The 25,060-nt window shown below is 71.4% G+C and carries 25 protein-coding genes and 1 tRNA gene; 14 read left to right on the forward strand and 12 right to left on the reverse strand.

All coding sequences use genetic code 11. The annotated features are described in order from the left end of the window. Positions 1-93 precede the first annotated feature (93 nt). Positions 94-166: transfer RNA gene (locus ABD747_RS06735), tRNA-Lys, on the reverse strand. A gap of 270 nt (positions 167-436) precedes the next feature. On the opposite strand from ABD747_RS06735, the gene ABD747_RS06740 reads away from it, so the two are divergent. Both ABD747_RS06740 and ABD747_RS06745 read left to right on the forward strand, forming a co-directional pair. Next, positions 437-796 carry a hypothetical protein gene (locus ABD747_RS06740; protein WP_344802682.1) on the forward strand — a complete coding sequence of 120 codons (360 nt, stop codon included), beginning with the start codon at positions 437-439 and terminating at the stop codon, positions 794-796. 43 nt (positions 797-839) lie between these two features. After that, positions 840-1,589 (forward strand): phosphatase PAP2 family protein, encoded by a 750-nt coding sequence (locus ABD747_RS06745; RefSeq protein WP_344802684.1) that lies wholly within the window; start codon positions 840-842, stop codon positions 1,587-1,589. A 3-nt stretch (positions 1,590-1,592) separates the two neighbouring features. Here the strand turns inward: ABD747_RS06745 and ABD747_RS06750 are convergent, their stop codons facing one another. Genes ABD747_RS06750 through ABD747_RS06760 form a run of 3 tightly spaced genes read right to left on the reverse strand, consistent with a single transcriptional unit; the run spans position 1,593 to position 4,470 of the window. Further along, on the reverse strand, positions 1,593-2,594 hold the full coding sequence (locus tag ABD747_RS06750; RefSeq protein ID WP_344802686.1) for an NAD-dependent epimerase/dehydratase family protein: 1,002 nt from the start codon (positions 2,592-2,594) through the stop codon (positions 1,593-1,595). Further along, positions 2,591-3,772 carry a sensor histidine kinase gene (locus ABD747_RS06755; RefSeq protein ID WP_344802688.1) on the reverse strand — a complete coding sequence of 394 codons (1,182 nt, stop codon included), beginning with the start codon at positions 3,770-3,772 and terminating at the stop codon, positions 2,591-2,593. The genes ABD747_RS06750 and ABD747_RS06755 overlap by 4 nt, the downstream gene beginning before the upstream one ends. Continuing rightward, entirely contained in the window at positions 3,769-4,470 is a 702-nt protein-coding gene (locus ABD747_RS06760) for a response regulator transcription factor (protein WP_344802690.1), read from the reverse strand. Before ABD747_RS06760 ends, ABD747_RS06755 begins: the two co-directional genes overlap by 4 nt. A 117-nt stretch (positions 4,471-4,587) precedes the next feature. Here ABD747_RS06760 and ABD747_RS06765 point away from each other — a divergent pair, with 117 nt between their 5' ends. The 6 genes from ABD747_RS06765 to ABD747_RS06790 are packed head-to-tail and all read left to right on the forward strand — an operon-like array spanning position 4,588 to position 10,492. Continuing rightward, positions 4,588-5,268, forward strand: coding sequence for a glycosyltransferase family 2 protein (locus ABD747_RS06765; protein ID WP_344802692.1), 681 nt, complete (start codon positions 4,588-4,590; stop codon positions 5,266-5,268). Between the two features lie 12 nt (positions 5,269-5,280). Further along, the gene (locus ABD747_RS06770; protein ID WP_344802694.1) at positions 5,281-6,552 is read left to right on the forward strand and encodes a TIGR04282 family arsenosugar biosynthesis glycosyltransferase; all 1,272 of its coding nucleotides are present in this window, start codon (positions 5,281-5,283) and stop codon (positions 6,550-6,552) included. Then, complete coding sequence (locus tag ABD747_RS06775; RefSeq protein ID WP_344802696.1) at positions 6,549-7,829, forward strand: glycosyltransferase family 87 protein; 1,281 nt, start codon at positions 6,549-6,551, stop codon at positions 7,827-7,829. Before ABD747_RS06770 ends, ABD747_RS06775 begins: the two co-directional genes overlap by 4 nt. Then, positions 7,826-9,013: a molybdopterin-dependent oxidoreductase gene (locus tag ABD747_RS06780; RefSeq protein WP_344802697.1), complete on the forward strand. Its 1,188-nt coding sequence runs from the start codon at positions 7,826-7,828 to the stop codon at positions 9,011-9,013. Before ABD747_RS06775 ends, ABD747_RS06780 begins: the two co-directional genes overlap by 4 nt. After that, on the forward strand, positions 9,010-9,471 hold the full coding sequence (locus ABD747_RS06785; protein WP_344802699.1) for a hypothetical protein: 462 nt from the start codon (positions 9,010-9,012) through the stop codon (positions 9,469-9,471). Before ABD747_RS06780 ends, ABD747_RS06785 begins: the two co-directional genes overlap by 4 nt. A gap of 37 nt (positions 9,472-9,508) precedes the next feature. Further along, the gene (locus ABD747_RS06790; protein ID WP_344802701.1) at positions 9,509-10,492 is read left to right on the forward strand and encodes a Gfo/Idh/MocA family protein; all 984 of its coding nucleotides are present in this window, start codon (positions 9,509-9,511) and stop codon (positions 10,490-10,492) included. 4 nt (positions 10,493-10,496) lie between these two features. On the opposite strand, the gene ABD747_RS06795 is transcribed toward ABD747_RS06790, so the two are convergent. From ABD747_RS06795 to ABD747_RS06815, 5 genes are read right to left on the reverse strand one after another with little or no spacing between them, the layout of a single operon-like run. Continuing rightward, positions 10,497-11,870, reverse strand: a complete 1,374-nt coding sequence (locus ABD747_RS06795; RefSeq protein WP_344802703.1) for an MFS transporter — start codon at positions 11,868-11,870, stop codon at positions 10,497-10,499. Positions 11,871-11,910: 40 nt separating this feature from the next. After that, on the reverse strand, positions 11,911-13,272 hold the full coding sequence (locus tag ABD747_RS06800; protein ID WP_344802705.1) for a lactate racemase domain-containing protein: 1,362 nt from the start codon (positions 13,270-13,272) through the stop codon (positions 11,911-11,913). Positions 13,273-13,277: 5 nt separating this feature from the next. Continuing rightward, a complete protein-coding gene (locus ABD747_RS06805; RefSeq protein ID WP_344802707.1) occupies positions 13,278-14,669 on the reverse strand; it encodes a mannitol dehydrogenase family protein in 1,392 nt (463 codons plus the stop codon). Continuing rightward, complete coding sequence (gene uxaC, locus ABD747_RS06810; RefSeq protein ID WP_344802709.1) at positions 14,666-16,081, reverse strand: glucuronate isomerase; 1,416 nt, start codon at positions 16,079-16,081, stop codon at positions 14,666-14,668. The genes ABD747_RS06805 and uxaC overlap by 4 nt, the downstream gene beginning before the upstream one ends. 4 nt (positions 16,082-16,085) lie before the next feature. Further along, complete coding sequence (locus ABD747_RS06815; protein ID WP_344802711.1) at positions 16,086-17,150, reverse strand: LacI family DNA-binding transcriptional regulator; 1,065 nt, start codon at positions 17,148-17,150, stop codon at positions 16,086-16,088. Between the two features lie 138 nt (positions 17,151-17,288). On the opposite strand from ABD747_RS06815, the gene ABD747_RS06820 reads away from it, so the two are divergent. The 4 genes from ABD747_RS06820 to ABD747_RS06835 are packed head-to-tail and all read left to right on the forward strand — an operon-like array spanning position 17,289 to position 20,788. Continuing rightward, positions 17,289-18,116: a sugar phosphate isomerase/epimerase family protein gene (locus ABD747_RS06820; protein ID WP_344802713.1), complete on the forward strand. Its 828-nt coding sequence runs from the start codon at positions 17,289-17,291 to the stop codon at positions 18,114-18,116. Continuing rightward, positions 18,113-19,195 carry a Gfo/Idh/MocA family protein gene (locus ABD747_RS06825; protein WP_344802715.1) on the forward strand — a complete coding sequence of 361 codons (1,083 nt, stop codon included), beginning with the start codon at positions 18,113-18,115 and terminating at the stop codon, positions 19,193-19,195. The genes ABD747_RS06820 and ABD747_RS06825 overlap by 4 nt, the downstream gene beginning before the upstream one ends. Beyond that, positions 19,192-20,043 (forward strand): sugar phosphate isomerase/epimerase family protein, encoded by an 852-nt coding sequence (locus tag ABD747_RS06830; protein WP_344802717.1) that lies wholly within the window; start codon positions 19,192-19,194, stop codon positions 20,041-20,043. The genes ABD747_RS06825 and ABD747_RS06830 overlap by 4 nt, the downstream gene beginning before the upstream one ends. 55 nt (positions 20,044-20,098) lie before the next feature. After that, positions 20,099-20,788, forward strand: coding sequence for an FMN-dependent NADH-azoreductase (locus tag ABD747_RS06835; protein WP_344802719.1), 690 nt, complete (start codon positions 20,099-20,101; stop codon positions 20,786-20,788). On the opposite strand, the gene ABD747_RS06840 is transcribed toward ABD747_RS06835, so the two are convergent. From ABD747_RS06840 to surE, 3 genes are read right to left on the reverse strand one after another with little or no spacing between them, the layout of a single operon-like run. Then, the gene (locus tag ABD747_RS06840; RefSeq protein ID WP_344802721.1) at positions 20,753-21,253 is read right to left on the reverse strand and encodes a MarR family winged helix-turn-helix transcriptional regulator; all 501 of its coding nucleotides are present in this window, start codon (positions 21,251-21,253) and stop codon (positions 20,753-20,755) included. The two genes, ABD747_RS06835 and ABD747_RS06840, sit on opposite strands and share 36 nt — an antisense overlap. 44 nt (positions 21,254-21,297) lie before the next feature. Beyond that, the gene (locus tag ABD747_RS06845; RefSeq protein WP_344802723.1) at positions 21,298-21,942 is read right to left on the reverse strand and encodes a TetR/AcrR family transcriptional regulator; all 645 of its coding nucleotides are present in this window, start codon (positions 21,940-21,942) and stop codon (positions 21,298-21,300) included. Positions 21,943-21,977: 35 nt separating this feature from the next. Further along, positions 21,978-23,039 carry a 5'/3'-nucleotidase SurE gene (gene surE, locus ABD747_RS06850; protein WP_344802725.1) on the reverse strand — a complete coding sequence of 354 codons (1,062 nt, stop codon included), beginning with the start codon at positions 23,037-23,039 and terminating at the stop codon, positions 21,978-21,980. 139 nt (positions 23,040-23,178) lie between these two features. On the opposite strand from surE, the gene ABD747_RS06855 reads away from it, so the two are divergent. Beyond that, on the forward strand, positions 23,179-24,570 hold the full coding sequence (locus ABD747_RS06855) for an APC family permease (RefSeq protein WP_344802727.1): 1,392 nt from the start codon (positions 23,179-23,181) through the stop codon (positions 24,568-24,570). Between the two features lie 65 nt (positions 24,571-24,635). Beyond that, positions 24,636-25,052, forward strand: a complete 417-nt coding sequence (locus ABD747_RS06860) for a pyridoxamine 5'-phosphate oxidase family protein (protein ID WP_344802729.1) — start codon at positions 24,636-24,638, stop codon at positions 25,050-25,052. Positions 25,053-25,060 lie beyond the last annotated feature (8 nt).

Below are 25,060 nucleotides of genomic sequence, written 5' to 3' on the forward strand. Positions count from 1 at the left end.
CGCGGCGCATCCGCTGGTCCAGCGCTTGTGGACCAGCGGATGCGCACAGCCATTTGCCCTGGTCAGGGCACCTTTTCAGGTGCCCTGTCCCAGTGGGCCCCGTCGGAATCGAACCGACAACCCGCGAATTAAAAGTCCGCTGCTCTGCCAGTTGAGCTAGAGGCCCTGGTGGCGTCGCGGGCGGGCGGCGCCGGGCAGGGTCCGAACCTACCGCACGCGGGGAGCGGTGTCGTCGGCTCTCTGCCGGGCGGGCTCGGCGCGGCGACACCGGCTGAGAGTTTCGTCAAGTCGTAGCGAAGGGCCCGGATAGTTGAGATGATCACCGTCGGGACAGAGGGGCGGCTGTCCTGCGCCCCGGTCTGCGCAGGCTCGGCCGGAGCGGCCCCAGGACCAATGCACCGACGACCCGGACAGCCGTCCGGCAGAGGGACTGAAGATGCCTACCGGCTCGACGGACACCGCCAGCGGCCCGATCGCTGCCATCCTCGACTTCGAGGGTGCCGCCGACGAGGATTATCGCCGGCTCAGCGACCGGATGCACGCGGCATGTCGCAGCCGGCGGCTCAAGGGCTGCCTGTTCCACTGGGTCAAGTCCTATCCCGACGGATTCCGGGTGATCGAGTTCTGGAGCGGTCGCGACCCGTTCGAGTGGTTCCTGGTGCACGAGTTCCGGCCCCTGCTGGCCGAGCTCGGGTTGGTCGAGCCGCTGCTCACCATCGAGCCCGTCCCCGAGGATGCAGTGTTCGGGACCGACGACGACTTCGACGACGACCTCCCCGACGAGAACGAGCTCTGACGGCGGCTGTTATCGGCTTGTCCGGGCTGAGAGACTGATCCGTATGCCCGGGAGCGGTGTGGAGCCGACGTCACGGGCCAGGTCTGCGCTCAGGTCGACCGCCGGCTTCCTCGGCAGCCACGGCCTGTTCTTCCTGGCGACCGCGATCGGCTGCGCCGTGGTCGTGGTGCTGACCTGGGCCAGCGCGGAGGTGTACGAGAGCGTCAAGAACGCCGATGGCCTCGCCGCGCTCGACGAGCCGGTCCTGGCCCGCGCGGTGGCCTTACGGACGCCGACGAATGTCGGCATCGTGAACGTCTTCACCCAGCTCGGTGGCGGCCTGTGGATGACGGTGATCACCATCGCCATCGTCGCCTTGATGACCTTCTTCTGGCGGTCGCGGACACCGATCATCGTGATCGGGGTCGGCGTGGCCGGCTCGCTGCTGATGACGGTGGTCGGCAAGGACCTGGTCGGCCGAGCCCGGCCGCCGCTGTCCGCCGCGATCCCGCCGTACGAGTCCTCGCCGTCCTTCCCGAGCGGGCACACGCTGAACAGCACCGTGATCGCCAGCCTGGTGGCATACCTGCTCTGCCTTCATCTGACCTCGATCCTGGCGAGGATCCTCACGGTCGTGCTGGCCATCGCCTGGTTCGTCGCCATGGGCCTCAGCCGGGTCTTCCTCGGCCACCATTGGCTGACCGACGTGATCGCCGGCTGGACGCTGGGCCTCGCCTGGGTAGCCGTCGTCATCGGTGCGCACCAGCTCGTGCTGCACGTGCGCGCCCACCGCCGCCAGGCGATCGAGGCCTGATCCTCAGCGCGACCCGACGCTCGACTCGGCGACCAGGTCGCGGACGCCGTCGGCCAGCGTGTGCTCCGGCTGCCAACCCAGCAGCGCACGAGCGCGGGCGCTGTCGGCCGTGATGTGACGGACATCCCCGAGCCGGTAGCGGCCGGTGACCACCGGCGCCGGAGCCGACAGCGCCCCGGCGATCGTCGACGCCATCTCCCCGACCGTGGTGATCGTCCCGGAGCCGACGTTCAGCGCGGTCATGCCGTCAGGCAGGTTCGCGCCTGTCGCCGCGACCACGGCCGCCGCGACATCGTCCACGTGCACGAAGTCCCGGCGCTGCTGCCCGTCCTCGAACACCTCCGGCGATCGCCCGGCCGCCGCCTGCGCCACGAACAACGCCGCCACCCCGGCGTACGGGGTGTCTCGCGGCAGACCGGGCCCGTAGACGTTGTGGAAGCGCAGCGCCGCCAGCCGCCCGCCGGTCTCGCGGCACCAGGTCGCGCCGAGATGCTCACCGTGCAGCTTCGTGGCGGCGTACGCGTTGCGCGGGTCCGGCACGGCGTCCTCGTCGACCAGGACCGGCGTCAGGAAGGAGCCGCAGCGCGGACACGGCGGTTCGAACCGCCCCGCGAGCAGGTCGGCCTCCCGCCGTGGTCCGGGCCGGACTCGGCCGTGAGTCGGGCAGCGGTAGCCACCCTCGCCGTAGATCACCATCGACGACGCATACACGATCCGGCGTACGGCCGCCTCGGCGGCGGCGCGCAGCACGACGGCGGTGCCGAGCGAGTTCTGCCGGGCGTAGTCGTCGATGTCGCTCACCCCGACGCCGAGACCGACCTTGGCCGCCAGGTGGATGGTCACGGCGCACCCCTGCGACGCTCGGCGCAGCCGGTCGAGGTCGAGGACGTCGTCGGCCGGGTCGAGCGCGCTGTCGTAGACCCGGATCTCTGCTCCGCCGGCCGTCAGCCGGCGCCGCACCGCGCGGCCGATGAAGCCGGCACCGCCGGTCAGCAGCACCCTCATGATCGCGACTCCGCGCGCTCGGCGCGCGCGGGTCCCGACTGCGGCAGGTCGACCGCGAACCGGCAGCCGCCCGACACGTTGTCCACCGCGATCCGGCCGTCGTGGGACTCCACCACCCCGCGCGCGATGGCCAGGCCGAGCCCGGCCCCGCCGTCGCCGCTGCGCGCCTCGTTGCCGCGCCAGCCGACGTCGAACACCCGGGCCAGGTTCTCGGCCGGGATGCCGCCGCAGCGGTCGATCACCTCGACCCGGACGTGCCCGTCGGCGGCCCGGCCGCCGACCAGCCGGACCTGCTGCCCGGGATCGGTGTGCCGGACCGCGTTGGCGACGAGGTTGGTCAGCGCCCGAGCGAGGTCGTCCGCCGAGCCGAGCACGGCGAGCCGGTCGTCCGCCGGCACGTCGACGTCCAGCCGGACCCGCGCGCCGCGCGCGACGCCGGCCGACTCCGATGCGACATCCATGATCAGCTCGGTCAGCGAGACCAGGGTCTCGGGTCGGGCCGGCCGGGCGCCCTGCACCCGGGACAGCTCGAACAGGTCGTCGACCAGGTGGGACATCCGGCCGACGGTGGCACGCAGATGCCGCAGCGCGCGCGGAACGTCGGTGACCACGCCGTCCTCGAGGCCCTCGGCCAGCGCCCGCAGACCGGCCAGCGGAGTCCGCAGGTCGTGCGACATGAAGGCCACCAGCTCCCGCCGGGCGTCCTCGGCCGCCTGCTGCCGGCGCCGCGCCTCGGCCAGCGTCTGCCTGGTCGAGTCCAACTCGTTCAGGACGACCGCGAGTTCGGCCGGGACCTCCGGCGAGCCCGGCGGCGTCTCGACCGGAGCCGCCGCGATGTCGGACGGCAGCGAGTCGCCGATCAGTTGCTGCATCGCTGCGCTCAGCCGGGCCGAGCCGACGGCGACGCGCCGCATGATCCACCAGGACGCGAGCACGGCCAGCGGTACGGCCGTGATCAAGGCGATCGTGATCACCGTCGAGTCGTGCGGAGACAGGAACATCAGCCAGACGTTGATCACCACGGTCGCGGTGACCGCGGCCACCGGCAGCAGCCCGGCAACCACGAGCTGGTAGCGGAGCGAGGCGCGGCGCAGCAGGTGCAGCACGACGACGCCCAGGCCACCGACGACGACGCAGGCGCCCACGGTGAGCGCGACGATGGTGACGTAGTCGCTCATCCGACCGGCCCGTCGACGAGCTGGTAGCCGGCCCGCCCGACCGTGATCACCAGCCGCGGATCGGACGGGTCGCGCTCCAGCTTCTCCCGCAGCCGGCGGATGTGCACGGTGACGGTCGAGGTGTCGCCGAACTCCCACCCCCACACCCGGCGGAGCAGCTCGACCTTGCTGAACGTCTGTCCCGGATGCGCGGCGAGGAAGGCGAGCAGGTCGAACTCGCGCATGGTCAGGGCGAGCTCGCGGTCCTCGTATCGCGCGGTGCGAGCGCCCTGGTCGACCAGCAACGGGCCGACCTCGAGCCGCCGGTTCACCAGCTGGGTGCCGGCCGCCCGCTCGGTGCGCCGCAGCAGCGCCTCGACCCGCAACACGATCTCCCGCGGCGAGAACGGCTTGACGACGTAGTCGTCCGCGCCGGTCTCGAGCCCGACCAGCCGGTCCTCCTCCTCGCCCCGGGCCGACAAGATGATCACTGCGGCATCGTCGGCGATGGTGCGCCGGCGGCGGAGCAGCTCCAGGCCGGACATCCCCGGTAACATCAGGTCGAGCACCACCAGGTCCGGGCGACGCCGCTGCCAGAGCTGGTAGGCCTCGCTGCCGTCGGCCGACCAGTCGGTCTCGTATCCCGCTCGGCGCAGGTAGGCGAGCAGGACCTCGGCCATCGTACGGTCGTCCTCGACGACCAGGATGCGTGCAGACATGATCACCTCAGGGTAGGAGGATCCGTTCCCACCCTCCCATGCCCACCGACCGGGCGTAAGCGATCCGAAAGCGTTCGGCCGAGCCGCGACCGCCGCCGCTGGCCTACCGTCGAGATCATGTCGACGTCGAGTGCACCCGTGCCGCGAATCGAGCTGATCCTGCCCTGCCTGGACGAGGCCGAAGGTTTGCGCTGGCTGTTGCCGCGGGTGCCGGCCGGCATCGGCGTGATCGTCGCCGACAACGGATCGCGGGACGGATCGGGCGCGATCGCACGAGATCACGGAGGGACGGTGGTCGGCGTGCCGGAACGCGGCTACGGCGCCGCCTGCCACGCCGGCCTGCTCGCGGCCACTGCCGAGGTCGTGGTGGTGATGGATGCCGACGGCAGCTGCGATCCGGCCGAGCTCGACCGGGTCGTGAGACCGGTGCTCGACGATGCGGCCGATCTGGTGATCGGTGCCCGGCGGCCCGTCTCCCGGCACGCGCAACCGTGGCGGCTGCGGCTGGCCAACCGGGCGCTCGCGGCACGGATCAACGCCCGGACCGGGCTCGGGCTGCACGACCTGGGCCCGGTTCGGGCCGCCCGCCGCCATTCTTTGCTGGGCTTGGATCTGCGCGATCGCCGTTCCGGATATCCCGCCGAGACGGTGGTCCGCGCGTCCGACGCAGGTTGGCGGATCGCGGAGGCGTGGGTGACGTATCGGGTCCGCCACGGCCGGTCGAAGGTCACCGGCACGCCGCTCGGCGCCTGGCGCGCCGTCCGGGACATGACCGCGGCGATCGACCAGCCGGCATGAGCCGGGGCCGGCATGACTGATCGCGCCGAGACCGTCGTGGTGATCGCCAAGCAGCCGCGACCCGGTCGGGTGAAGACCCGCCTGCAGAGCAGGTTCTCCGCGGCCGAGGCCGCGGAGCTCGCCGCCGCGGCACTGCGGGACACGCTTGCCGCGGTCCGGGCCAGCCGGGCTCACCGCCGTGTCCTCGCCTGGGACGGCGATCCGGCCGGCTGGGACGACGGTTTCGAGGTCGTCCGGCAACCGTCCGGCGATCTCGGCCGGCGGCTGGCCGCCGCGTTCCGCGCGGCCCGGACCGACGACGATGCGCCGGTGCTGCTGGTCGGCATGGACACACCGCAACTGACCTCGGCGCTGCTGGATCGTCGCTGGAACGGCGCGGACGCGGTGCTGGGACTGAGCGAGGACGGTGGCTTCTGGGCGATCGGGCTGCGTTCGGCCGATCCGGACGCCGTCTTCGACGGCGTGCCGATGTCGACCGACCGCACCGGTGCCGCGCAGCTGGCCCGGCTCGCCTCGCTGGGGCTGAGCGTCGAGTTGCTACCCCCGCTGCGCGACGTCGACGAGCCGGCCGACGCCGAATACGTCGCCGAGCGATATCCACAGCTGGCATTCTCCCGGCGGCACGCGGCGATCGTGGGCGGCCGGGACCGGTTGCCGGCGGACCGGCTGTTCGACGAGCTGTACGCCGGCGGTCCGGTGTCGAGCGCACCATCTGCCGGTCGGCCCGAGTCCTTCCTGGCCGGGCTGGCCCGATGGATCGGGCCGGCCGACTCCGTCGACGCGATGGTGGTCTCGCGCTGCGAGCCGCCGGTGATCGACATCGGCTGCGGGCCCGGCCGGATGGTGGACGCCCTGCAGCGATCCGGCCGCGCGGTGCTCGGCATCGACATCTCGCGTACGGCGGTCGCGCTGGCCGCGCGCCGCGGCGGCCAGATCCTGCGTCGCGACCTGTCCACGGAGCTGCCGGGCGAGGGTCGCTGGGGCACCGTGCTGTTGCTGGACGGCAACATCGGCATCGGCGGCGACCTGCCCGCGCTGCTCCGGCGGTGCCGGCAGCTCGTCGGTCCCGGCGGACTGATCATCTGTGAGGTCGACCCCGATCCGGAGCTGGCCGAACGCGTCGAGCTGGTTCTCGCCGGTGCCGGTGGCCGCTCGGTCCCTGTGCCCTGGGCCCGGACCGGGATCCGTTCCCTGCAACAGGTCTCGGCCGATCTCGACCTGATGACGGCGGAGGAGTGGCGGGCCGGTGGTCGTGCCTTCGTCTCGCTCCGGGCCGCGACATGAGGCGGCTCCCGGTCGCCGCGGCGATCATGGTCGCCGCCGACGTCGCCGGGGTGTACTCGATGGCCGCCCACGTCGCCTGGGGCTGGCACCTGCTCGGCCTGGCTCTCGTCTTCGCCGTCCTCGCCTGGTGGGTGCGGCGTGAACTGCCGCTGGCCGGCCTCGGCACGATCGTGCTGATCACCACCGCGGTTCAGCTCACCGGGCTGCTCACCTTCCCGCTGACCAGCGACGACATCTATCGCTACGTCTGGGACGGCCGGGTTCAGCTGGCCGGGATCGACCCGTATCGCTACCCGCCGCTGGACCCCGCCCTGTCCTGGCTGCGCGATCCCACCCTGTTCCCGCCTGGCCAGCGCCCGCTGATCAACCGCCCGGCCGTGCCGACGATCTATCCGCCCGGCGCTCAGGCGTACTTCGCGATCATGGGACTGCTCACCCCGGCAGGCTGGACGCAGACCGCGTTGCGGGTCGCGGCGGGCGCCGCGGTGGTCGGCACCACCATCGTTCTGGCTCGCTCGCTCGGCCCGCAGCGCGGTCGCGCCCTGATCTACGGCGCGAACCCGCTGGTCATGATCGAGACGACGAACGGTGGACATCTCGATGCGCTGGTCGCGCTCGCCGTCGCGGGCCTGGCCTGGTGCGCGGTCCGCCGCCGGCACTGGCTCGCCGGCGTCTGTCTCGGCCTGGCGGCCTCGCTCAAGCTCGTGCCGCTGCTGCTGTTCCCGATCTTCCTCCGCCGTGGCCGCTGGCGCACGTCGCTGACCGCGTTCGGGATCACCATCGGCGGCTATCTGCCGCACCTGGTGGTCGTCGGTTCGCTCGTGCTCGGATACCTGCCGGGCTATCTGTCCGAGGAGGGGTACGGCGGCAGCGGCCGCTTCGCTCTGCTGGCCTGGCTCCCGGTTCAGCTGCGCACTCCGGTGGCCCTGGCACTGGCGTTGCTGCTGGCCGTGATCGCCTTCCTACGGTCGGCGCGGGAGCCGGTGCTGCGCACCTGCGTCTGGCTGTACGGGACGAGCTTCTTGATCGCCACGCCGGTCTATCCGTGGTATGCGCTGCCGCTGCTCGTGCTCGCGGTGCTGGCCCGACGCTGGGAGTGGATCGCGGTCTGGGCGGCGGCCTACGTCGCCTTCGTCTTCGACCATTCCGTCGCGGCCCAGGCCGCCGCCTACGGAGCGGCGGCGGTGGTCGTGGTGATCATCACCGCCCTGCGCCGCGGGCCGTCATCGTCTCGTAAGGTCCAGTCCGGCGGCGTTCCCGCAGACTTGACGGTGTGAACGATCGTCCCGTCTTCTGGCCGCACTTCAGCAGCCCCGTCCGCTCCACCGCGCTGAGCGCCCGGCTCGGGCGGCTGCTCGGCATCGCCATCGGGATCTGTTTCCTGACAGGGATCCTGAGCCACTACCAGTACCACCCGTGGCGCTGGTTGCCCGAGCCGGCCAGCCCGGCCTGGGGGTTCCGGCTGACCCAGGGAATCCACGTCGCCACCGGCACGGCAGCCATCCCGCTGGTGCTGATCAAGCTCTGGTCGGTGTATCCGAACCTGTTCCGCTGGCCACCGGTGCGGTCGGTGCGGCACGCGCTCGAACGCGGCAGTGTCGCGATCTTGGTCGCCGCCACCCTGGTGCAGTTGAGCACCGGCTTCGCGAACGCGCTCAACTGGTACCCGTTCGGCTGGGACTTCGTGCCGGTGCACTGGGCGCTGGCGTTCGTGGTGCTGGGATCGGTGCTGCTGCACGTCGGCGTGAAGCTCCCCGACATCGTCTACGGGTTGCAGACCCGGGTCGCCGACGGCGACGTGCTGAGCGAGATCCCGTGGAACGAGAACCCGGTCTCGCACAGCAACGCCGGCCAGGTGCCGCCGCCGCCGACGCCGGCGCTGAGCCGCCGCGGGGTGCTGGCCGCGACCGGCCTCGGCCTCGGCGCGGTCGTGATCACCACCGTCGGGCAGACGGTGAAGCCGCTCGAGCCGCTCGGCCTGCTCGCGATCCGCCAGCCGCACCGCGGTCCGCAGCGGGTGCCGGTCAACCGGACCGCCGATCAGGCCCAGGTGCTGACCAGCGCCCGCGACCCCGGCTGGACACTGCGGGTCGACGGACCGTCGGCGTACGCGCTATCGCTCGCCGAGGTCGAGGCCATGGCCGGTGCCCAGGCCTGGCTGCCGATCGCCTGCGTCGAGGGCTGGAGCGCGCTGGCCCACTGGAGCGGCGTGCCGCTGATCGACCTCGTGACCCGTGCCGGCGGCTCGGCGGACTCGCTGGTCCGGGTGCACTCGCTGGAGCCGGCCGGCTTCAATTCCTCCGAGATCTTCGGGCCGCAGCTCTCCGCGGCGCTGCTCGCCACCCATCTGAATGGCGAACGGCTCGACCTCGACCACGGCTATCCGCTCCGGCTGATCGCGCCCAACCGCGCCGGCGTGCTGAACACGAAGTGGCTGTCCCGGCTGGAGGTGTCGTCGTGAAGGCGTGGCGGATCGGGCTGAGCGTGCTGGGTCTGGTCGCGCTGGCCTTCGGCCTCGTCGAGCTGACCACCGGCGTCTCGCCGGTGTCCCTGCTGCGGGTGGCGGTCTGGCTGGTCGCCGCGCTGATCATCCACGACGCCTTGTGGTCCCCGGCGCTGCTCGGCGTCGGCGGCCTGCTCACCCGGGTGCCGGCGCGCGGCCGCCGGTATCTCCAGGCGGGGTTGCTCATCGGCGGGGCGCTGACCGTGATCGCCGTGCCGATGATCTATCTCCGCGGCAGCCAGCCGGCGAGCAAGGCCATCCTGCTGCAGAACGTGGGCCTGAACCTGGTGCTCCTGCTCGCGATCGTCGCCGTGGTGACCGGGCTGGCGTACGCGCTTCGGGTGGTTCTGGACCGCGGTCGGCAGCATGCGGAGGCAACAAGCGGCAATCCGTTGCCCGACCGGGACCCGGCTTGACAGCATCGGTCGTTGTCGTCGACGCGAGAGGGAGAGTGTGATCAGGGCTGCGGTGATCGGCTGCGGGGACATCTCCGTCGTCCATCTGGACGCGATCGCGGCGATGCCCGATGCCCGGCTGGTGGCGGTGGTCGACCGCGACCCGGCGGCGCGCTCCTCCGCCAGCGCCAAGTGGGACGTGCCCGCGTACGCCGACCACGCAACGATGCTGGCCGAGGTCCGGCCGGACGTCGTCCACGTCTGCACGCCGCACGATCAGCACGTCGAGCCGGCGATCGACTGCCTGCGAGCCGGGGTGCCCGTGCTGGCCGAGAAGCCGGTCGCCCACACCATGGCCGAGGCCGAGCGGCTGACCGCGGCCGCCGACGAGAACGCGGGCGTCAAGATCGGGATCTGCCTGCAGAACCGCTACAACACCGCGGTGCGAGCGATCCGGTCGAGGCTCGACTCCGGCGAGCTGGGCGCGGTGCTCGGCGGCCACGGAACCGTGCTGTGGCACCGCCCGCAGCGCTACTACGACGCGAAGCCGTGGCGCGGCCAGGCTTCTCGGGCGGGCGGCGGCGTGCTGATCAACCAAGCCATCCACACCCTGGATCTGCTCCAGTGGCTGGTCGGCCCGGTGACCGGGGTGGCCGGTCGCGCCGGTCACTATGGCCCGACCGACACCGACGTCGAGGACACCGCGCAGCTGGTGCTCGATCACCGTGGCGGCGCCCGCAGCGTCTTCTTCGCCACCAACTTGAACCCGGTCGACGCGCCGGTCGCGCTGCAGATCGCCACCGAGCATGCGACCCTCGACCTGCGCGGCAACCTGACGATCAGCCATGCGGACGGGCGGGTCGAGGTGATCGAGGAGCGCCGGGCGCTGACGTCGGGGCGGTCCTACTGGGGGGTCTCGCACGAGCTGCTGATCGCCGACTTCTATGCCGGGCTCGGCGATCCGGACCCGTTCTGGATCGGACCGCGCGAGGCGGCCGAGTCGCTGCGGATCATCTCCGAGGTGTACGCGCTGAGCCGCTGAGCGCTCAGCGCACGGTGGCCGCCTGGCCGGCGCCGCGGTGCAGCCGGAGCACCTCGACCAGCGGCTGCAGCAGCAGCACGGCGAGCACGGCGAACGTGACGGCGTACGGCCCGACCGGCGTCGCGGTCACCGCCGGGATCTCGCCCGCCAGCCGGAGCACCAGCGCGCCGACGGCGACGCCGAGCGCGGTCGCGACCTGCTGCAGCGTCGAGGACAGGGTGTTCGCGTCGACCATCTGCTCCGGCGCCAGGTCGGCGAACATCAAGGTGTTGTAGGCACTGAAGCCGATCGAGCGGAACGCGCCGCTGAGCACCAGGGCGACGCCGATGACCACGACCGGAGTGGTCGGCCGGAGCGTGGCGATCACCCCGAGCACGAGCGCACCGGCGATCAGGCTGCCGATCAGCACGGTGCGGAAGCCGAACCGGCGGATCAGCGGCGAGGTGGCCGGCTTGATCCCGACATTGCCGGCGAACAGCAGCAGGACCAGCAGACCCGCGGTCACCGGCGACCAGCCGAAGCCGACCTGGAACATCAGCGGCAGCACGAACGGGACCGCGCTGATCACCCCGCGATAGGTGGACCCGCCGACGTTGCTGACCCGGAACGAGGGATCGCGCAGGGCGGCGAAACTCAGCACCGGGTGCGGGGTCCGGCGCAGCCACCAGGCGGCCGCGAGGACGAGGACCACGAACACGATCCCGGTGATCAGCAGTTTGCCGGAGCCGACCACCGACGGGCGGACCAGCTCCAGCCCGATCAGCAGGCTGCCGAGCACACCGCCGCACAGCACGAAGCCGATCCAGTCCGGCGGCGGCAGCTGCTCGGCTCGCTCGGTCGGCACGATCCGGGCCGCGACCACGAAGGCGATCACGCCGAGCGGGAGGTTGATCAGGAAGATCCAGTGCCAGCTGGCCACGGTGACCAGCCAGCCGCCGACGGTCGGCGCGAGCACGGGCGCGACCAGCGCCGGCCAGGTGAGGTAGGCGACGGCGTCCAGCATGTCGCGCTTCTCGGTCGCGCGGAGCACGACCAGCCGGCCGACCGGCACCATCAGCGCGCCGCCGGCGCCCTGCAGCACCCGCATCGCCACCAGCATGGGCAGGTTCACGCTCGCCGCGCACAGGGCGGAGGCGACGGTGAAGACGGCGATGGCCACCATCAGGATCCGGCGGCCGCCGAACCGGTCGGTCAGCCAGCCGGTGATCGGGATGCCGGCCGCGAGGGCGACCAGATAGCCGGTCATCGCCGCGTTCACGTCCACCGGGGCGACGCCGAAGTCGGACGCGATCGCCGGAGCCGCCGTGGCCAGGATGGTCCCGTCCAGGAACTCCATGAAGAACGTGGCCGCCACCAGCAGGGCAAGCGGGCGGTTCACCCCGGAGCGTCTCCCCCCCGAGCGTCTCAGCACGAAGGACTCACCCGGTCGCACCGTCGGTGTCGTCGCTGCGGCCGTCGGTCTCGCCGCCACCGGCGCCGTGTCCCGGCGGTCGGAGCCGATACAGCACCTCGCCGGCGTGCGGCTCGACGAACGTGTCCGGGTCGGCCTCCAGCGCCGCCCGGTCGATCGACGCCGGGTCGCGGTAGTCCAGGTTCACCGATCGCACCACGTCCTCGCCGATGCCGGTGGCGAGGGTGACCCGCACCCGGTTGCGCTCGCCGTACTCCGGGTCCCAGGTGCCCTGGCCGCGCAGGTGGGTGGAGTGGGCGAGATCGCCCCAGGGCTGGCCGGAGAAGCGGTCCCACTGGCCGAGGAAGTAGTCCCGGTTGTGATAGCCGATCTCGGCGATGTGTGGGTGCATCACCGAGACCTGGCTGATGTGCGGCGCGTAGATGATCAGCTCGCCGCCGTCGGCCACGATCGGCTCCAGCTTGTAGAAGCCCTTCGCCGCGGTCCAGATGTCCTCGTACTTCGCCGGCATGATCGACAGCACCCGGGGATAGGCACGGTCCAGGTAGGTGACGTGGGTCTCGGCCGAGACGTCCGCCGCCGCCGCCCAGGCGTCCTCGGGGGTTCCGAACGCCGCGGCGTGCAGGGTGTCGGTGCCGGAGGCGACCACCAGGCACAGCGCCAGCCGTTCGGTCGGGATCAGCGTGCACGCCTCGTTGATCAGCGCGCGGACCGGGGTCACGCCGCGGGTGCCGATCATCTCGGCGCTGGTGATCAGCGCGCCGACCCAGTGCGACAGGTCGATCAGCTCCTGGCCGGACACGCCGGGGAAGAAGTACTTGTTGCCGCCGGAGAAGCCGACCACCTCGTGCGGGAAGACGGGACCGACCACGATCGCCACGTCCGCCGCTGCGACGTGCCGGTTGATCCGCACCTCCACACCGGCGTCGGTCAGCCGACCGCCGGTCAGCTCGCCGACCCGCTCCGCGCTGATCGAGCCGAGCGAGGTGAACGTCTCCGGCAGCCAGGACTCGTGGTTCAGGATCCGCCAGCCGGGATAGGTGTCCTCCGAACGCCCCGGCCGGTAGCCGAGATGCTCTGCCAGCTGCTCCTCGCTGTGGCCCTGGTGGGTGCCCAGGGCGATCAGCACGGTGACCTCCTTGGCCCGGCCGGCGAGGGCATCGCGGAACGCGCCCATGATCAGCGGCAGCGGGCAGGTCCGGGTCCGGTCCGGGACGACCAGGCACACCCGTTTGGCGTCGAGGTCGGCCCCGGCAAGGCAGCGGTGCACGAAGCCGGTCACCTGGTCGGCGTCCAGCCGCTCGCCGACACCGCCGATCACCGCCGCGTTCGCCGGGTCGCCGGGATTCGTGCCGAAGGTCTCGCTCATGGCGCTCAGCTCCTGTCTCGCAGCCGCTCGGTCTGCCGTACGACCGCGTCGACCAGCGTCTGATCCGTTCCCAGCGTGGTGTCCAGTCTCGCGATCACCGCCTGCACGGCATCGCGTACGTCCTCGGCAGCGGCGGCGGCGACGTACGGCTGCCCGCCGGCGTCGTTGATCGGCGCACCGGCTCCGCGCAGGTGCAGGACCCAGGCGGCGAGCACCGTTGCGCACCCGGTCGGCCGCCGTCCGGCGGCGCGCTCGGCGCGCACCGTCGGCAGGATCCGGACGCCGATCTTGGCCGAGCCGTCGGCGGCGATCTGGGCCAGCCGGTGCCGGATCCGCGGATTGCGGTAGCGCTCCAGCAAGGCGGTTCGGTAGTCGGCGATCTGGGTCCCGGACAGCAGCAGGTGCGGTTCGGCCTCGTCCCAGAACGCCTCCACCCAGCCCCGGACGGCCGGGTCCGCGATGGCCTCGTCGATCGATTCGTGGCCGCGGATGCTGCCGGCGTACGCCATCAGCGAGTGGGACCCGTTCAGCAGGGTGAGCTTGCGCTGCTCGTACGGCGCGACGTCGTCGACCAGCCGCGCGCCGGCCGCCTCCCAGGCCGGGCGGCCCGCGGGGAACGACCCGGCGACGACCCACTCGCTGAACGGTTCGGTCGGCACCGGCGACGCGTCGCGATAACCCTGCGACTCGACCACGAGGTCACGGTCGGCCTCGGTGGTCGCCGGCGTGATCCGGTCCACCATCGAGGACGCGAACTCGACGTGATCGTCGATCCAGTCGACCAGACCCGCGTCCAGCTGCGCCGCGAGGTCGGAGACCACGGTCCGGGCCACCTCGCCGTTGTGCGGCAGGTTGTCACAGGACAGGATCGTCAGCGCTCCGGAGCCGGCGGCGCGCCGGGCCAGCAGCCCGGCCACCAGCTTGCCCGGGGTGGTCGTCACCGCCGCCCGGGAATCGGCCCGCAATGCCTCGACATCGGCCCGCACCGGCTCGGAGTCGGCCAGGTGGCCGTCGGCGCCGAGTCGGTAGCCCGCCTCCGTCACCGTGATCGTGACCAGCGCGGTCTCGGGTGCGGCCAGCAGCTCGAGGAACCGGTCGTGGTCGGCGGCGGGCCGGACCTCGGCCAGCGAGCCGATCAGCTCGAAACGGTCGGCGTCCGCGGAGCGCGTGATCAACGTATACAGCCCGTCCTGCGGCGCCAGGGCCTCCGCCGCGTCCGGTCGACGCCCGGTGAACGCCGCGATTCCCCAGCCGGCGCCGTCCGGCGCGCGCCAGGTGTACCAGGCCTGGTGGGCGCGGTGGAAGTTCCCGATGCCGAGGTGGACGATCCGGACCGGCGGTGCGGCGGGGGCGCTCGACAGCGTGCGGTCGAGGCGCGGCGGGGCGAGGGTGCTCATAGCTTGAACGTCTTCCGGGGGTTGGTGACGACGAGATCGTGCATCACGTCGAACGCCTCGTCGAGGTCGAGCCGGTGCTCGGCGACCAGGGTCGCGACGTAGCCGGCGTCCAGCCGGCGGGACATGTCGTGCCGGGCGGGGATCGAGCAGAAGGCCCGGGTGTCGTCGATGAAGCCCGAGGTCTTCGCGAATCCGACGGTCTCGGTGACCGCCGCGCGATAGCGGCGGATCGCGTCCGGGGCGTCCAGGAACCACCACGGCGCGCCCGCGTACACCGACGGGTAGAAGCCGGCCAGCGGCGCGATCTCCCGGGAGAAGGTGGTCTCGTCCAAGGTGAAGATCACGAGTTGGAAGTTCGGGTGGGTGCCGTAGCGCTGCAGCATCGGTCGCAGCGCATCGGTGAACTCGGCCCGGATCGGGATGTCGCAGCCGACATCGGCTCCGTAGCTCTCGAAGGTCGGGGTGTGGTGGCTGCGCCGGACGGCGGGGTGCACGGTCATCACCAGCCCGTCCTCGCAGGACATCCGAGCCATCTCCGAGACCAGGTGCCGGCGCAGTGCGGTCGCCTCCTCGTCGGTGGCCTCCTGCTTGCGGGCCAGGGTGAACAGCCGGGCGGCGTCGCCGGCGGAGAGGACGTCGGTGCGGGCATCCGCGTGCGAGTGATCGGTGGACACCGCGCCGTGCTCGACGAAGTAGCGGCGACGGTCCGCCAGCGCGGCGATGAAGCCGTCGTACTCCCCGGTCTCGATCCCCGACACCTCCGCAAGCCGGTCGACGTCGTCGATCCAGGTCGGCCCGTTCGGCTCCAGGTAGCGGTCGGGGCGGAACGTCGGCACCACCCGGCCCGACCAGGTCGGGTCGTCGCGGAGCGCGCGGTGGTGGGCGAGGTCGTCGCACGGGTCGTCGGTGGTGGCGAGCAGCTCGATGCCGAACCGGTCGTAGAGCGCGCGGGCACCGAACTCGGGCCGGGCGAGGCAGTCGGCGATCTGGTCGTAGATCGCGTCGGCGGTCTCCGCGCTCGGCCGCAACGTCACCCCGAAGATCCCAGCCAGCTGCGCGTCCAGCCAGAACCGGACCGGAGTGCCGCGGTAGGCGCTCCAGTGTGAGCAGAGGATGCGAAACGCCTTCCGGGACTGCTCGGCGTCCAGCGCGGGGCGACCGACGCCGAGATCGGACAGCGAGACCCCGTGGGAGTGCAGCAGCCGGTTCACGTAGTGGTCCGGCGTGATCAACAGCGAGGTCGGGTCCGCGAATGACACGTCGTCGGCGAGCCACTGCGCCGGCACGTGACCGTGCGGGGAGATGATCGGCAGGTTGCCGACGCTGTCGTACAGCTCGGCCGCGACGGCACGGATGCCGGGGTCGGCGGGCAGCAGCCGGTGGGGATGAAGGGTCAGCGTCGAATCGGGCACGGCGTCATCCTCGCCGGGGTCCGGGTCCGGCCGGAAACAGTTGCCGTGAGTTGCCGTGGTCGCCGCCGGGTGGGCCGACCGTGTCGCGGCTGACCAGCCGCGCCGGCAGCAGCACCGGCTCGTGACCGGGGCCGTCCCGCCGGGTCTTCAGGAGATGGTTCACCGCCGCGGAGCCGAGACTGACCAGTGGCGACGCGACCGTGGTCAGATGAGGTTCGATCAGCTCGGCGTCGCGGATGTTGTCGAAGCCGACGACGCTGACGTCGGCCGGGATCCGGACGCCCGCGGCGAGCACCGCCCGCATGAAGCCGATGGCCAGCAGGTCGTTGTACGCGATGACGGCCGTGCTGCGCTGCTGCAGCCAGGCATCCGCGGCCTGGGCGCCGCCGGCCGGGGTCGGCGGGCTCGGCCCGATCCGGCGCACGATCAGATCCAGCTCGTGACCCGCCTCGAGCAACCCGCGCCAGCGCATGCCGTCGGCCCAGGACGCCTCGGGCCCCGCCAGGTAGGCGATCCGGCGGTGCCCGTGGCCGGCGAGGAGCTCCGCCAGCTGACGGGCGGCGCCCAGATCATCGCCCGCGACGGAGGGCACCTGGTCGACGAGGCGGTTCAGCACGACCAGCGGGACTTCCTTGGCCACGGCGCGGATCTGGCCGTCGGTCATCCGGGAGGAAGCCAGCACGACGCCGTCCACCACCGGAGCGAGCCGGTCGAGCGCGGCGCGCTCCGATCCGGCCGACTCCTGCGACTCCACCAGCACCAGCTGGTAGCCGGCGTGTTGGGCGGTCCGCTCGGCGCCGCGGATCATGCCGTGGAAGACCGGGTTGGTGATGTCCGCGACCACCATCGCCAGCAGCCGGGCCGGTGTCTCCGACATCGCACGCTGCGTGGGTTCGGTGTGATAGCCGAGCTCGCTCGCGACCCGGCGGATCCGCTCCGCGGTGCGGAAGCTCACCCGGCCCGGACGGGACAGGGCGCGGGACACCGTCGACGCCGCCACGCCTGCTTCGCGCGCGACATCGTAGATCGTGACCGGCCGCGGCTCCTCGGCGTCTGCATCGCCCGGCATGTCCGCCAACCTACGACGGGTCCGACAACTTGTGGCAACCGCTTCCGCGAGCTGTGGCCGCGGTGAGGGAATGGGACCCGGCCGTTTCGCCGGCCGACCTGAAGAGGCGAGACCACGCAGAGAGAAGGTAGCGAGTCGATGTGGACGTTGTCCGGCTTTGCCGACGAGATCGGTGACGACGTGGCGGAGCAGTGCCGGGTGGCCTCGGGCCTGGGTCTGCGCTTCGTCGAGGTGCGCAGCGGCTGGGGGGTGAACATCCTCGATCTCGACGACGCCGGTCTCGCGGAGCTGAAGCGGCTGCTCGACGAGCACGGGCTGTCGGTGTCCAGCATCGGCTCCCCGATCGGCAAGATCTTCGTCGACGAGGACTTCGCGCCGCACCTGGAACGGACGCGGCACGCGGCGGAGGTCGCGCGCTTCCTCGGTGCGCCGTACGTCCGGATCTTCTCCTTCTTCATCCGGCCCGGCGACGACCCCGATGATCATCGTGACGAGGTGCTGCGCCGGATGCGCGCGCTGGCCGACGTCGCCGAGGCCGCGGACGTGATCTTGCTGCACGAGAACGAGAAGGAGATCTTCGGCGACATCCCGCGCCGCTGCCTCGACATCGTCACCGCGGTGGGCTCGCCGAAGCTCAAGCTGGCCTGGGATCCCGCCAACTTCGTCCAGGTCGGGGTGAAGCCGTTCACTGAGGGGTATGCCGACCTCCGGCCGCACCTGGAGTACATCCAGATCAAGGACGCGCTGTCCGACTCCGGCACCGTCGTGGTCGCCGGCGCCGGCGACGGCGAGGTGGCCGAGACGATCCGCGCGCTACGCGCCGACGGCTTCGACGGCTTCTTCTCCCTGGAGCCGCATCTGGCCACCCAGAACGCTTTGGGCGGCTTCTCCGGACCGGAGCTGTGGACCCAGGCCTGGCGCGCGTTCACCGATCTGCTCACCAGCGAAGGGATCGAGTTCGCATGAGCGGCACCAGATTCGCCCTGGTCGGAGCCGGTGTGATCGGCAAGCACCACGCCGCGGTGATCAGCGAGCTCGGCGACCGGGCCGAGCTGACCGCCGTGGTCGACGTCCGGCTCGATCGCGCGGAGGCGCTGACGGCCGCGCACGGCGGCCGGGCGTACGACTCGCTGGCGGCGGCGCTGGCCGCCACCGACGTCGACGTGGTCAGCGTCTGCACTCCGACCGGCCGACACGCCGAGGTGGCGATCGAGGCGCTGGCCGCGGGCAAGCACGTGATCATCGAGAAGCCGGCGGAGGTGAAGCCGGCCCGGACCGATGAGATCATCGCCGCCCAGCAGGCGGCCGGGACGCTGGTCACGGTGATCTCCCAGCACCGGTTCGACCCCTCCACCGAGGTCGCGGTCGAGGCCATCGCCAAGGGCGAGCTCGGCCGGCTGACCAGCGGCATCGCGTCGGTGGACTGGTGGCGCGGGCAGAGCTACTACGACTCCGGTGACTGGCGCGGCACCTGGGAGCTCGACGGTGGCGGTGCACTGATGAACCAGGGGGTGCACACCGTGGACCTGATGGTGGCCACGATGGGTCGCCCGGTCGAGGTGTTCGCCTACACCGCGACCCTCGCCCACGACCGGATCGAGGTCGAGGATGTGGCCGTCGGAGTGGTCAAGTTCTCCAGCGGTGCGCTGGGCGTGCTGCACGCGAGCACGGCGGCGTACCCCGGAATGAGCGCCCATCTGCAGGTGCACGGCGACAGAGGATCGGTGATCATCGACGGCGACAAGCTCGCCTTCATCCACCGGACGCCGGCGGAGACCGAGGCGGCGGAGCGCTCGTACGGCGGCGGTCAGGACCCGATCAACCAGGTCGGCGAATTCCCCGAGGCGTCCGGGGCCGGGCAGACGGCGGGCGCCGACCCGGGTGCGCTGGACACGTACGCGCACCGCCGGCAGTACGAGAACTTCCTCGCCGCGCTGGACGGCACCGAGCAGGTCCGGGTCGATCTGGCGACCAACCGGCAGGCGCTGAGCATCATCGCCGGAGTGTACGAGTCCGCCCGGACCGGACGGCCGGTGCGGCTGTGAGGATCGCGGCCAACCCGATCCCGTACTGGAGCAAGGCGGGCAAGACGCGGGAGGTGTTCGAGCAGGCGTTCGCCGACTTCGCCGCGATCGGATTCACCGCCGTCAAGGCGGACGTGCCGGACGGCATGTCGGCGAGCGAGTACGCCGGCTGGATCGCCGGCTACGGGCTGGCGCCGTCGATCAGCCTGTTCAGCTCGCCGTTCGACGAGACCGTCGACATCTCCGACGAGGTCGAGCGGGCCAAGCGGTTCGCGGCCGACCAGACCGCGCTCGGTCTGGATCGGACCATGATCTCCTCGATGGCCGTACCCGCTCGGATGGAGCGGCCAGCCGTCGGGGCCGACTTCAGCGCCGACCGGCTCGCGCTGGCGATCGAGAACTGCGGAGTGGTCTGCCAGGTGCTCGCCGCCGAGGGGCTGCGACCGCTGCACCACTCCCACGTGGGCGGCGTGTTCGAGACCGCTGAGGAGATCGGCCGGCTGCTCGACGAGCTCGGACCGGACGTGATCGGCGTCGGCCCCGACACCGGCCACCTGCGCTGGGCCGGGGTCGATCCGGCGGAGTTCGTCGCGCGCTACGCGGACCGGATCGGGGGCATCCATCTCAAGGACTGCTTCCCGGATCTCCTGGACGGCCGGGGAGCCGGCAGCTACCGCGAGCAGTCGAACTCCAAGCGGTTGTGGGCCGAGCCCGGCCTCGGCGTGATCGACTTCGACGCGGTGATCGCCGCGCTGCCGGACGGCTACGACGGCGACTTCATGATCGAGATCGACGAGCCGAGCGTGCCGTCCAAGGCCGAGTCGCACCGGATCTCCTACGAGTGGGCGGTGCGCACCCTTCCGATCTGACCGCCGGACGGGGCAACTTGAACATTCAACCCGACAGGGCTTAGGATCGAGTTGAATGTTCAAGACAACCCGACCCCCAGGAGAAACCGCGATGACCGTGCTCCGGATCGATGCCAGCATCCAGGGTGACCGTTCCGCCAGCAGCGCGCTGGCCGACCTCGCCCTGGCCGAGTTCGAGGCGATCCGCCCCGACGAGCCCAAGGTCAGCCGACATCTCGGCGCCGACCCGCTGCCGTCCGAGGCATGGGCGGCAGCGACTGCCGCGCGCTTCGTCGAGCCGGAAGCCCGCAGCGCCGCCCAGTCCTCGGCCCTCGAGCTGGCCCAGACCGTCGCCCGGGAACTGGCCGAGGCCGATGCGGCGATCCTTGCGCTGCCGCTCTACAACTGGGGTGTCTCCCAGCATGTGAAGACCTGGATCGACCTCGCCGTGGCCGGCGCCGCGCCGGGCACCCGGCTGCTGGACGGCACCCCGGTCCTGCTGCTGACCAGCAGGGGTGGGGCGTACGGTCCGGGCACCGGGCGAGAGGGCTGGGACCACAACACGGGCTACCTCAGGCATGTCCTGGCGGGCGTCTGGGGGGCCGATCTCAGCGTGGTCGAGCGAGAGATGACCCTCGTCGGCGTGAACCCGGCGCTGGACAAGTTCACCGACGCGGCGGCGGTCGTTCGCCGCGAGGCAGAAGAGGCGGCCCGGGCGGCGGGACGGGCGTTAGCAGTCCGGACGGAGCGGCACCTCGCCGCCTAGTCCCCGGGACAGCTCGGGATCGGCGACGGCCACGATGGCCCGGGCCGACTCGCCGAGGCTCGCCAGCTGATCGGGCGTCAGCACGTCGACCACCAGTCGGCGGGCCTCGCGGACGTGGCCCGGGGCCGTGGCCTCGAGCTTCGTCCAGCCGGCCTCGGTCAGCTCGGCGTCGATCCGCCGGCCCTCCGCCGCGACCCGGCGGACCCAGCCGGCGCGTTCCAGCCGGGACACGGCGTGCGACAGCCGCGACAGCGAGCCCTGGGAGGTGCGCGCGAGGGCACCCATCGGCAGCCGGCGCTCCTCGGTCTCCGACAGCGCGGCCAGGATGTGGTACTCGAACACGTTGATGCCGGCGTCACACTTCAGCTGGCCGTCCAGCGCGGTCGGCAGCGTCATCAGCAGCCCGATCAGCGAGCGCCAGTCGCGCAGCTGATCCGGAGTCAGCCACGCCACCTCGTCGTCCACGCCGCCATCGTAGGGCTCGGCGGCGCGCCCGACCTCGACTTCGGTCAGGCCGGTGGCGGGGTGATCGCCCAGGTCTGCTCCAGCTGCCGGACGTACGCGGCGAACTCGGCGGCCAGGTCGATCCGGCCGCCGGTCGCCAGCCACTGCAGCTGGAGCCCGTCCATCACCGCGACCGTCAGCCGCACCACGGTGTCGATCGGCAGGTCCGGACTCACGGTGCCGTCGGCGATGCCCGCCGCCAGCGCCTTGCTCAGCTCGGAGCTCACCATCCGGTAGTGGCTCCGCAGCCATTCGTGGGCGGGATGATCCGGATCGGTGGCTTCGGCCGACAGCGTGACGAACATCTGGACCATCTGCGGGCGACGGGTGTTGATCCGGGCTAGCTCGACCCAGCCCTCCAGCGCCGCCCAGCCGGTGACGGTCGCGCCGCCGGCCTGGAACAGCTCGCGGTCGAGCCGGCTGCGGTAGTCGAGGACGGCGATCAGCAGCGCCTGTTTGGTGGGGAAGTGGTGGAGGAGGCCGGACTGGCTGATGCCGGCCTCCGCCGCGACCTGGGCGATCGAGGTGCCCCGATAGCCCTTCTCGGCGATCGAGGCGAACGCGACCGCCAGGATGCGGCCGCGCGCCTCGTCGCCGGCACTGCTCGCCCGGTCGGTGCTGGTCCGCCGGAACTGCCGAGCCTCAGCCATACGTCACGGTCTAGCAGGTGCGACGGGCGTCGTGGTCAGGGCCGCGGCGCGTGCCGTTCGACGTACGCCTTCACCTTGGCCAGCTCCCGCTTGTCGGTCGGATAGCCGTACGTCCGGTCCCAGTTGATCGGTACGACGGTGATGTGTCCGCGGTCCAGCACCCAGGTCTTGTCGGCATCCTTGCGGGTGACCGTGCAGGTCGGCAGGCCGCTGCAGGCGGCGAGTCCGATCTTGTAGCTGCCGTCGGGCTGCTTGGCGTAGGAGTGGTAGGCGAAGGTGCCGTCGCTGACGCTGGCCCAGACGGCTCGCTTGGCGCTCGCCCCGGCGCTGATGTTCGGGTAGTTCACGTTGAGGGCGAAGTCGTGCTGGTCGAGCAGCCGGTTCGAGCGGAGCCCGGCCACGAACCGGGCGCCCCACTCGGCGGTGGCGCGGTAGTTCTCGACCGGGAAGTTGGTGTTGTCCGCGTTCGCCGAGGAGCTGAAGGCGACCGCCGGGATGCCTTCCTCGATCGCGGCGACGGCTGCCCCCACGGTGCCGGAGTCGGTGACGGAGTTGGCGATGTTGAGGCCGGAGTTGCTGCCGCTGACGACGAGGTCGGGTTCGCCGGTCCAGCCGGCGATGTCGTGCAGGCCGCCGCGGGTGGCGAACTTGACCGTGTCGGACGGGGTCGCACCCGGGCTGGTCGCCGTGCACGGGACGGTGTCCACGCACAGGCCGACCACCACGCCCTTGGCGGGGGCGCCGGCGCAGTCGCTCTCGTAGCCGGCCGGCAGGTCCTTGCTGCCGAGCTGGATCGAGCCGCTGTTGGTGACCGCGGTGCCGCGGCCGCTCTGGACCGACCAGGGAGCGATCACGACCACGTCGGCGCCGGCGGCGCAGAAGGCCTTGCGGATCTCGTACAGGCCCAGGCCGTCGGAGTTGGTCGGTCGCTCGGCCCGCATCGAGTCGTCGTTGGTCAGCAGGATCCGCAGCCCGCGGAGCGAGGAGGCGGACGGGTGAGCGGAGGCGCTGACCGCGCCGCCGACCAGGACGGCGGCGAGCGAGGCGACGGCGAGGCCGCGGGTCAGGCGACGGAGGCGGGATCGGGGGGTGGGCACGCGATACTCCTTCGGATCGGGCTTAGCCGACCGAGTGGTCGGTCGGCTAAACATCGGCCATGTGACCATCCCGTGTCAAGTGCGTGTCGGGCCGAGGTCGTCCGTGCCAACGATGCTGAGCCGGACTAACTTGTCTGTCATGGACGCCGGCAGCGAGTCGGAAGGGCCGGTCACGGCCGTCGAAACCCACCCCGCCCACCACGGCGAGCTGGAGAAGGCGCTCGGGCTGCGCGGCGTGCTGCTGCTCGGCCTCGCCTACATGGCACCGATCATCGTTCTCGGCATCTTCGGCGTGATCGCGGAGACCTCGATGGGGGCCAGCGCCGGGGCCTACCTGCTGGCGACCGTCGCGATGCTGTTCACCGCGTCGAGCTACGCCAAGATGGCCTACCACTACCCGGTCTCGGGTTCCTCCTATACCTACGTCCGCCGGTCACTCGACTCGCGGCTCGGCTTCCTGGTGGGCTGGACGATCCTGCTGGACTACCTGTTCCTGCCGCTCGTGATCTGGCTGATCGGTGCCGCCTATCTGAACTCGGAGTTCCCGGGCGTGCCGAACTGGATCTGGATCGTCGGCTTCATCGTGATCACCTCGGCGCTGAACATCATCGGGCTGAAGGTCGCCGACAAGACGAACCTCGTGCTGATGACGTTCCAGATCCTGGTCCTGATCTTCTTCGTGGTCTTCTCGGTGCACTACCTGGTCAGCAGCCACGGTGCCGACGCGCTGTTCTCCACGGCGCCGTTCGTGGGCACCGGCGGCTTCAGCGCGATCGCGGCCGGCGCCGCCATCGCCTGCTACTCCTTTCTCGGCTTCGACGCGGTGAGCACGCTGACCGAGGAGACCCGCGAGCCGACCAAGAACATTCCCCGGGCGATCTTCGGCGTCGCGCTGCTCGGGGGCGTGATCTTCTTGATCGTGTCCTACACGGTCAGCCTGGTCGCGCCCGGTTCGACCTTCCCGAACGCCGACTCGCTGGCCGCCGACATCGCCGAGACGATCGGCGGCGCCGCCTTCGCCGCGATCTTCATCGCCGGCCTGATCGTCGGCCAGTTCACCTCCGGGCTGGCCGCGCAGGCCGCCGTCTCCCGGCTGCTGTACGCCATGGGTCGCGACAGCGTGCTGCCCAACCGGTTCTTCGGCTTCCTCTCCGACCGGTTCCACACCCCGGTGCTGAACATCGCGCTCTGCGGGGTGATCGGCCTGGGAGCCCTGTTCCTGGACGTCACGACCTCGACCTCATTCGTGAACTTCGGCGCGTTCCTCGCCTTCACCCTGGTGAACGTGTCGGTGATCGCGTACTGGGTCCGGCACCGGCACACCGAGCAGCTGAGCCCGGTGCGCTATCTCGTCATCGCGCCGATCGGCGCGGTGATCGACATCTATCTGCTGACCCAGCTGGACAGCAAGGCGCTGATCCTCGGCTGCTCCTGGCTGACCATCGGCATCGTCTATCTGGTCGTGCTCACCAGGGGCTTCCGCCGGCCGCCGCCGGAGATGACCACCCTGGAGGAGGAGGTCGGCCACTGAGCCGCACCCCCGTCGGCGCGGGCTAAGGTCGAACCGACACCGCTCGATCGACAAGGAGTGCCTGCATGCCCCGCGTCCCGCTCACCGACAAAGCGATGGACCTGCTCCGGCAGCCGAATCCGGCCGTCATCGCGGTCGTCCGGCCCGACGGCCAGCCGGTCTCGGTGGCGACCTGGTATCTGGTCAGCGACGACGGCCGGGTGCTGGTGAACATGGACGCCGGCCGCAAGCGCAACGCGTACATGCGGGCCAATCCGAAGGTCAGCCTGACCGCGCTGAAGGAGGGTGCCTGGTACACCCACATCAGCGTGCGCGGCGAGATCGTCGAGTGGCGCGACGACCCCGACCTGGCCGACATCGACCGGCTGTCCCACCATTACGGCCAAGGGGACTATTCCAACCGGTCCCGGCCGCGGGTCAGCGCACTGATCGAGATCACCAGCTGGCACGGCTGGGGTGCGGTGAAGCTCTCCGACGGCTGACCGGCTCC

The organism is Microlunatus ginsengisoli (assembly GCF_039537205.1).
GTDB classification, from domain to species: domain Bacteria; phylum Actinomycetota; class Actinomycetes; order Propionibacteriales; family Propionibacteriaceae; genus Microlunatus; species Microlunatus ginsengisoli.